General features: G+C 33.4%; 2 protein-coding genes and 3 pseudogenes. All 5 read left to right on the top strand.

The genetic code is table 11. The annotated features are described in order from the left end of the window. Window positions 1-307: integrase core domain-containing protein (locus tag A9G43_RS09580; RefSeq protein WP_141673986.1), on the top strand; the 307-nt coding region annotated here is incomplete at its 5' end. A 33-nt stretch (window positions 308-340) separates the two neighbouring features. Next, window positions 341-3026 (top strand): annotated as a pseudogene (locus tag A9G43_RS11430) (helicase-related protein). Continuing rightward, a complete protein-coding gene (locus A9G43_RS09570; RefSeq protein WP_065608599.1) occupies window positions 3026-3631 on the top strand; it encodes a DUF4391 domain-containing protein in 606 nt (201 codons plus the stop codon). The pseudogene A9G43_RS11430 and the gene A9G43_RS09570 overlap by 1 nt, the downstream one beginning before the upstream one ends. Further along, window positions 3632-5619 (top strand): annotated as a pseudogene (locus A9G43_RS11425) (site-specific DNA-methyltransferase). Then, window positions 5619-8731: pseudogene (locus A9G43_RS09555) on the top strand (type III restriction-modification system endonuclease). The pseudogenes A9G43_RS11425 and A9G43_RS09555 overlap by 1 nt, the downstream one beginning before the upstream one ends. Window positions 8732-8935: the final 204 nt, after the last annotated feature.

The raw sequence follows: 8935 nt of genomic DNA, 5'->3' as shown, positions 1-8935 counted from the left end.
GTATCCATTAAAAATACGAGTCGATAATGGACCAGAATTCACCGGAAACACGTTTACTAATTGGGCAAAAACACATGGTATAACTATAGATTACATCAAACCCGGTAGCCCTTATCAAAATGGTTACATTGAACGATTTAATCGGACTTATCGAACTGAAGTGTTAGATTTATATCTTTTTAACAACCTAGCGCAAGCAAGGAGAATAACCGAAGAATGGTTAACGATTTATAACACCGAAAGGCCTCATGAAGCACTAAATAATATGACGCCGATCGAATATAAAACATTAAAACAGGCAGCTTAATTTTCTACGTGAGTTGTGTATTAAGTTTGGGGTATTTACATTGCTAGTGCCTACAATGAAAATTCACCTGAGTTTATCTATTTTGTTATCCTCTATAATATTTTTAATGAATTTCTTGAAGACATCTCAGAAGATGTATTGCCCAACGAAGCTACTGGATTTAAAAATAGCAAAATCTGGAATATGCTATTCAACTTTCAAAAAGATGCGGCTTTAGCAATCATCAATAAACTTGAAAAATATAATGGCTGTATTTTAGCTGACAGTGTTGGGCTGGGTAAAACATTTACTGCTTTATCAGTCATTAAATATTATGAAAACCGAAATAAGTCTGTGCTTGTTTTATGCCCCAAAAAACTAAACAATAACTGGAACACCTATAAAGCAAATTATATTAATAATCCCATCGCTGAAGATCGATTACGATATGATGTGCTTTTCCATACTGATCTTAATCGCTCTTGTGGTCAATCAAATGGTATAGATTTAGATCGAATTCATTGGAATAATTACGACCTTGTAGTGATTGATGAATCACATAACTTCCGTAATGGTGGCAAATTATCAGGCAAAGATAACGAAAAAGAAAATCGATATTTAAAATTACTTAATCAAGTGATTCGAAAAGGGGTCAAAACTAAAGTATTGATGCTTTCCGCAACCCCTGTTAACAATCGCTTTAATGATTTAAAAAATCAATTAGCTCTTGCTTACGAAGGCAAAACCAGTCATATTGATGAAAATCTCAATACTCGCCGTTCATTGGATGAGATTTTTAAAAATGCACAAAAAGCATTTAATATTTGGAGTAAACAAGACACAACTGAAAGAACGACAGAAAACCTACTAAGAATGTTGGATTTTGACTTTTTTGAAGTTTTGGACTCTGTTACAATTGCACGCTCACGCAAACACATTCAAAAATATTACGATACCACCGATATAGGTACTTTTCCAACTAGACTCAAACCTATTTCAGTAAGGCCTAAACTAACAGATTTAGCTAATGCAATAAGTTATAACGAAATTTTCGAACAACTCATGCTACTAAACCTATCAATTTATACCCCTACCCACTTTATCTTACCAAGCAAAATGGATAAGTATGCTGAAATATATGAGGACAACAAAATCAATATTGGATTTACCCAAGCTAATCGAGAACAAGGAATTCGTCGTTTAATGGCAATCAACTTAATGAAACGACTGGAAAGCTCGGTATTCTCATTTAATCATACATTAGAACGTATAAAAAACTTTATTCAGCAAACAATAGCTACTATTGAATCTTATAATCAAAGTATAAAAAAGAAATAGAGCTTACCGATATTACTAATTTCAATGATCTTGATGAAGATGAACAAAATAATGATCAGTTATTTACATTTGGCAAAAAAGTAAAAATTGCCTTAGCCGATATGGATTATCTTTCATGGAAACACTATCTCACTAAAGATTATGAAATCTTATCATTATTAACTCATATGATAAGTGACATCACAGCAAAACATGATATTAAATTACAAAATTTACTTACTATTATTAAAATAAACAACTCAATCCAATAAATAACAATAATAAGAAAGTAATTATATTTACCGCTTTTGCCGATACAGCAAGTTATTTGTTTGATCACGTTAGCCAGTATGTAAAAAATCACTTTTCACTACATACCGCAATGATAACAGGTTCAGTTGAAGGAAGATCTACTGTACCTAAATTGCATTGTGACTTAAACACTGTTTTAACCTGCTTTTCACCCAAATCAAAAGATAAACACTTGTTAATGCCAAATGACACTCATGAGATTGATATATTAATTGCAACCGATTGCATCTCTGAAGGGCAAAACTTACAAGATTGTGATTATTTAATTAATTACGATATACATTGGAATCCGGTACGAATTATTCAGCGGTTTGGACGTATTGATCGCATAGGCAGCAAAAATCAGTCGATTCAGCTAGTTAACTTTTGGCCTGATGTTACTTTAGATGAATATATTGATCTAAAAGCTAAGGTAGAAACTCGCATGAAAATTGTCGACATGACTGCAACAGGTGATGACAATATTTTAAGTGAAGAGGAAAAATCCGATTTAGCCTATCGTAAAGCACAGCTCAAACGCTTACAAGACGAAGTGGTTGATATTGAAGATATCACTAACAGTATATCAATTATGGATTTAGGTTTAAATGAATTTAGACTTGATTTGCTAGAGTATATCAAAAACCATCCTGAGCTTGATAAAACACCGTATGGATTACATGCAGTTGTGCCAGCTTCACCAGATATACCCGCAGGAGTTATTTATATATTAAAAAATCGGGCAAACAGCATTAATATTAATAATCAAAATCGACTTCATCCGTTTTACATGGTGTATGTAGCTAATAATAGCGAAGTTATTTGTGATCATTTATCGCCAAAACAATTACTCGATAAAATACGCTTACTTTGCAAAGGCAAAACAGAACCCATTGCAAAATTGTATCAGCAATTTAACAAAATCACAGCCGATGGCAGTAATATGACTCATTTTTCACAACGACTTGGTGACGCCATAAACTCCATTATTGAAGTAAAAAAACACAGTGATATTGATAATTTTTTAAGCGGTAACTCAGTTAGTTTTGTTACCGATAGTATAAAAGGTCTAGATGACTTTGAATTAATCTGTTTTTTAGTTGTCAGTGAATCAGAAAATAAGGTAGCATAATGCTTGGTTTGCCCAAAACGACAGAAATAAATCACCAGTTAGCTAAAAAAACAATCTATGCAAAGTTTCAACTGAACAATGCTACGAAAGAAAAAGTCGATGCGGATATAGCTAAAATAACCCTTGTTAACGAGGTTTCCGCAGCAAAGATAAATCTCGCAGCAGGAAATAACATTAATGCTTTTTTTGTGGCATTGGTACAACTAAAAAAAATCAATTTTAATGAAACAAGCCTTGTTTTATTATCCAAACTAATACCGCAAAATATACTATTTATTTTGCAATATGCTAAGCAGGCTAAATTGGCCGTTTTTCAACATAAATTGATACAAAGTGATTGGCAAGCTAAAGAAGAATTACACATTGAATTAAAAGGATTAAACCTTGATAATGTCTGGCAAAACATCATTCAACAAGTCGGCAAATTCAATATTGAGCAAGGCAATAGCCTTGAACAGCAGATTATCATTGCCGATAAAAGACAAAAACTGATTTTAAATATTGCACGTCTTGAAAAGCAAGCAAGAAAAGAGCTACAGCCTAAAAAAGTATTTGAATTGGTGCAAAAAATTAACCAATTGAAACAAGAGTTAAAGGATTCTTAAATGGATAAATTAAAGATGCATTCACTCAATAAAGTGGATGAAAATATCAAAAAAATTGGCGCACAATTCCCGAACTGTATTACAGAACGCAAAAACCAACAGGGTGAAGTAGAATACGCCATCGATTTTGATCTGCTCAAACAAGAACTTTCATCAGTGATTGTTGAAGGCCGAGAAGAACGTTACCAATTTACTTGGCCAGATAAAAAGAAATCGATTCTACTTGCTAATGCGCCCATAGCTAAAACCTTACGACCTTGCCGTGAAGAAAGTGTTGATTTTGATGATACCGAAAATTTATATATTGAAGGCGATAATCTTGAAGTACTAAAACTATTGCAGGAAACTTATCTTGGCAAAGTCAAAATGATCTATATCGACCCGCCTTATAATACCGGTAATGATTTTGTCTATGAAGATGATTTTGCGCAAAACACCTCTGAATACCTTGAAAACAGTGGGCAATTTGATGATGAAGGCAATCGGCTAATAAAAAATATGGAAACTAATGGCCGCTTTCATACTGATTGGCTTAATATGATTTATCCACGTTTAAAACTCGCCAGAGATCTACTGACTGATGATGGTGTGATTTTTATTAGTATTGATGATAATGAGGTGGCACAACTTAGAAAAAGTTGTGATGAGATTTTTGGTGAGACAAACTTTGTCGATACTATAACCTGGAATACACGTGTTCCCAAAAACGACAACAAAGGACTTGGAAATATACATCAATATATATTAGTGTATGTTAAACAAGCCAAAAAAAACCGACAATTTATGATGTTGAAAGATGGGTTGGACGATGTTTTTGACCTATGTAAAAAGCTGAAGAAACAAGGAATGTCTATCCCACAAGCAGAAGAAGAATTAAAAAAATGTACAATAAGAAAGGTTATGATCGCGGAATAACTTTATATAATGCTTTGGACGATAATTATCAGCCTTGGGGAAAAATTAATATGAGTTGGCCAAATAGCGATACATTTGGCCCAACTTACGATATTTTGCATCCAGTAACAAAAAAAACAACTAAAAAACCCGACCGAGGATGGAGGTGGAATAAGACAACATTTGATAGTCACTTGAATTACAATAATATTCTTCAGCGTCATGATGGAAGCTTTATCTGTGGAGATATATGGTTTGCAAAAGATGAAAATACTCAACCAAGTTCTATAAAATATCTTAAAGATGTGGGAAAAATGTTACTTAGAACTATTATTAGTATAAAAAGTAATGGCGGAGTTGAATTAGAAAATATATTTGCAGGAAAAAGCTTTTTTTCAAATCCTAAACCTGTTTCATTAATGAAATTATTACTTGCCTCTTTGGAAGAAAATGATGGTTTTTTTCTCGATTTTTTCTCAGGATCCGCAACCACCGCTCATGCTGTTATGCAACTCAACGCAGAAGATGGCGGCAACCGCAAATTTATCATGGTGCAACTGCCAGAAACAACGGATGAGAAAAGCGAAGCTTATAAGGCTGGTTATAAAAATATCTGCGAAATTGGTAAAGAGCGTATTCGCCGTGCAGGCAATAAAATTGTCCAAGAAAATCCACAGGCTAAATTTGATAAAGGCTTTCGCGTTTTAAAGTGTGATAGCAGTAATATGAAAGAGGTTTATTACAACCCTGCTGAGTATAATACCGATCTTCTTGATGCCCTGATTGATAATATCAAAGCCGATAGAACAGCAGAAGATTTATTGTTCCAAGTTATGCTGGATTTGGGTGTATTACTTTCCAGTGATATTAAGCAAACCTCCATTGCCGGTAAAACCGTATTTAACGTAGCAGATAACTTTTTAATGGCTTGCTTTGATACAGACATTAACGAAGAAGTCATCACCGCTATTGCCAAACAAAAACCTTACTATTTTGTTATGCGTGATAGCTCAATGGAAAATGATAGTGTTGCCACCAATTTTGAACAAATTTTCAATACCTACAGCCCTGAAACCAAGAGGAAGGTGTTGTAATGAAATTTAATTTTAAAATTCAGCAATATCAAACCGATGCAGTAAATGCAGTAGTTCAAGTTTTTAACGGGCAAGGTTATCAAAATAGCCTGCGTTATGTGCGTGATTTAGGCAATACACCTACTCAGGCAGAAATGAGTTATGAAACGGCCTCAAGTTATACATCAGATGATAGCGCAATCGATATCGGTTTTAAAAATGAAATTATTTCGTTAACCGATAACGAGTTACTTGCTAACATAAAAAAATACAAAATCTAAACAATATCAAACAGTCCACTGAATTAATTAAAAACTTAGGTCGGTGTAGTCTTGATATCGAAATGGAAACGGGTACTGGTAAAACCTATGTTTACCTCAAAACCATGTTTGAACTGAACAAGCATTATGGTTGGAGCAAGTTTATTGTGGTTGTCCCTTCTATTGCCATTCGTGAGGGAGTAAAAAAAACCTTTGAAATAACCTCAGACCATTTTATGGAGCATTATGGTCAAAAGGCTCGCTTTTTTGTCTATGACAGTAAAAATTTAACTTTATTAGATAGTTTTGCTGCCAATTCGGGCATTAATGTTATGATTATTAATACCCAAGCTTTTGCTTCCTCGCTAAAAGAAGATGGCAAAAATAAAGAAGCACGAATTATTTACTCAAAACGCGATGCATTTGCCTCGCGCCGACCGATTGATGTGATAGCCGCTAATAATCCCATTATTATTTTGGATGAGCCACAAAAAATGGGTGGTGAAGTCACGCAAAAAGCTTTAAAAAATTTTAACCCATTATTTTCATTAAATTATTCTGCTACCCATAAAAAACAGAATAATCTAATTTATGTACTTGATGCACTTGATGCATACAATAAACGGCTGGTTAAAAAAATCGAAGTAAAGGGTTTTGAAGTTAAAAATCTAAGAGGTACTGATAGCTACTTGTATCTTGAACAAATTCTCTTATCCAACAAAAAACCACCACTGGCAAAAATTGAGCTGGAAATAAATCACAGCAATGGTATCAAACGTGAAATTCGCCATTTTACTGAGGGTGATAATCTTTATTCTGTTTCAAAACAGATGCAGCAATACAAGGGATATACAGTATCTGAGATCAATCCTTTGACTGGAATAGTCTCTTTTACCAATGGTGTTTCAATTAAAACCGGTGAAGTGATAGGTGATATTTCTGAAGAAAATATGCGCCGCATTCAAATTAGAGAAACCATATTATCTCACTTTGACAAAGAAGAAAAACTGTTCAATATGGGCGTTAAATCACTATCATTATTTTTTATTGATGAAGTAGCTAAATACCGCCAATATGATGAAAACAATAACGAAATATTGGGCGAATATGGACAAATATTTGAACAAGAATACCTAACGATTTTACAACAATACTTAGACCAATCCAGCAAAACACCCTATCAGCAATATTTAAAAACTAAGTGTAATGATGCAAGCCAAGTACATAAAGGCTACTTTAGCATTGATAAAAAAACTGGCAAAAGTATTGATAGCCAATTAAAACGAGGTAGCGAGTCTTCAGATGATATTTCAGCTTACGACCTGATTCTTAAAAATAAAGAACAGCTATTAAGTTTTGATGAGCCTACTCGATTTATCTTCTCACACTCAGCACTACGTGAAGGTTGGGATAATCCCAATGTTTTCCAGATTTGTACACTAAAACACTCCGATAACCAAACAGCTAAACGGCAAGAAGTTGGTCGTGGTCTTCGTTTATGTGTTAATCAAGATGGTAATCGTATGGATATTGAAAGCTGCGGCGAACAAGTCCACGATATCAACATGTTAACCGTTATCGCTAGTGAAAGTTATAGAAACTTTGTTAATGATCTTCAAGCCAACATAAAAACAGTCATTTATGATCGACCAACTGTTGCCACCAGTGAGTACTTTTTCGGTAAATATGTAGAAGTTAATGGTGTATCGACCATTATCGATAAGGCAGTAGCTGATAAAATTGAATTTTATTTAATTAGTCATGGCTATGTTGATATCGAGCGTAAAATAACCGATAAATACCGCAACGATGTTGTAATGAACTCAGTGGCACCATTACCAGATGAATTACAACCAATGGGTGACGGAATTCATCGCCTAATTCAGACTATTTATAATGATAGCGAGTTAGACACCATGTTTACCGATGGTCATGAAACAAAGATTAAAGATAATCCACTTAATGAGAATTTTGATAAAGCCGAATTCCAAGCATTATGGCAGCAAATTAATCAGCAATATGCTTATACTGTTAACTTTAATAGCGATGAATTAATCAATAAAGCAATTGCTCATATCAACGATAAGTTATTTGTCTCGCAGCTACAATACATTACGGCTGTCGGTCAACTTAAAGATCAAATAACAACACAAAGTATCTATCAAAATGATGCGTTTAAAACTCAAGAAACAAAGACTACCACTTTGGAACATGCTTATTTTAAACCAATAAAATATGATCTGATTGGTCAGATTGCGCAAGAAACCACATTAACTCGCAAAACAGTAGTAGCCATATTAAAGGGGTTAGATACAAAAAAACTAGATATGTTCAAGGATAATCCAGAAGAATTTATTGCTAAAATTATTAAATTAATTAAAGAACAAAAAGCAACTACGATTATAGAACATATTACATACAATAAAACTTCAGGCAAATATGACAGCACTATTTTCACTCAGGAAAAAAGTTTACAAAGTTACGATAAAGCGTTTTTAGCGAAAAAAGCAATTCAAAATTATGTATTTACCGATGGGCTAGCCGAAAAAAGTATTGAACGGAAATTTGTTGAAGATCTTGATACGGCAGAAGAAGTTTGCGTATATGCAAAATTACCAAAAGGTTTTCATATTCCAACACCTGTTGGTAATTATTCACCCGATTGGGCAATTGCTTTTCATGTTGGGAAAGTAAAGCATATCTTTTTTATTGCTGAAACAAAAGGTACGATGGATAGTTTAAATTTAAGGCCAATTGAACAAGCAAAAATTTCGTGTGCGAAAAAGCTTTTTAATGAACTTTCGACTAGTAAGGTACGCTATCATGATGTTGATAGTTATCAAAGCCTGATGAATATAATGAATTCATTATAAAATTACTTTCATTTAAAAATTTAGTTATAGATAATTTATTTATTTTTTACTGAAACGTATAGTTACCTGAAAGTTTTTGACAAAAATTATCTTATAAAAAAATAAAAATGCCGTTAGTTTGAGCTAACGGCATTTTATTAAGTAAATAAGGATGCAACAGGAAAGGTGTGTTCAAATATTAAATTTTGATCAGCAAAAACATTC

Origin of the sequence: Gilliamella sp. Occ3-1, assembly GCF_001690655.1 — a bacterium.
Lineage (GTDB): Bacteria > Pseudomonadota > Gammaproteobacteria > Enterobacterales > Orbaceae > Gilliamella > Gilliamella apicola_P.
The sequence above is the reverse complement of the archived record's forward strand: the minus strand, read 5'-3'. Positions and strand labels throughout refer to the sequence as shown.

What these genes read in the sequence shown, in the direction of transcription:
- A9G43_RS09570 (WP_065608599.1), top strand. Translation starts at nt 3,026, where the DNA reads ATGCTTGGTTTGCCCAAAACGACAGAAATAAATCACCAGTTAGCTAAA.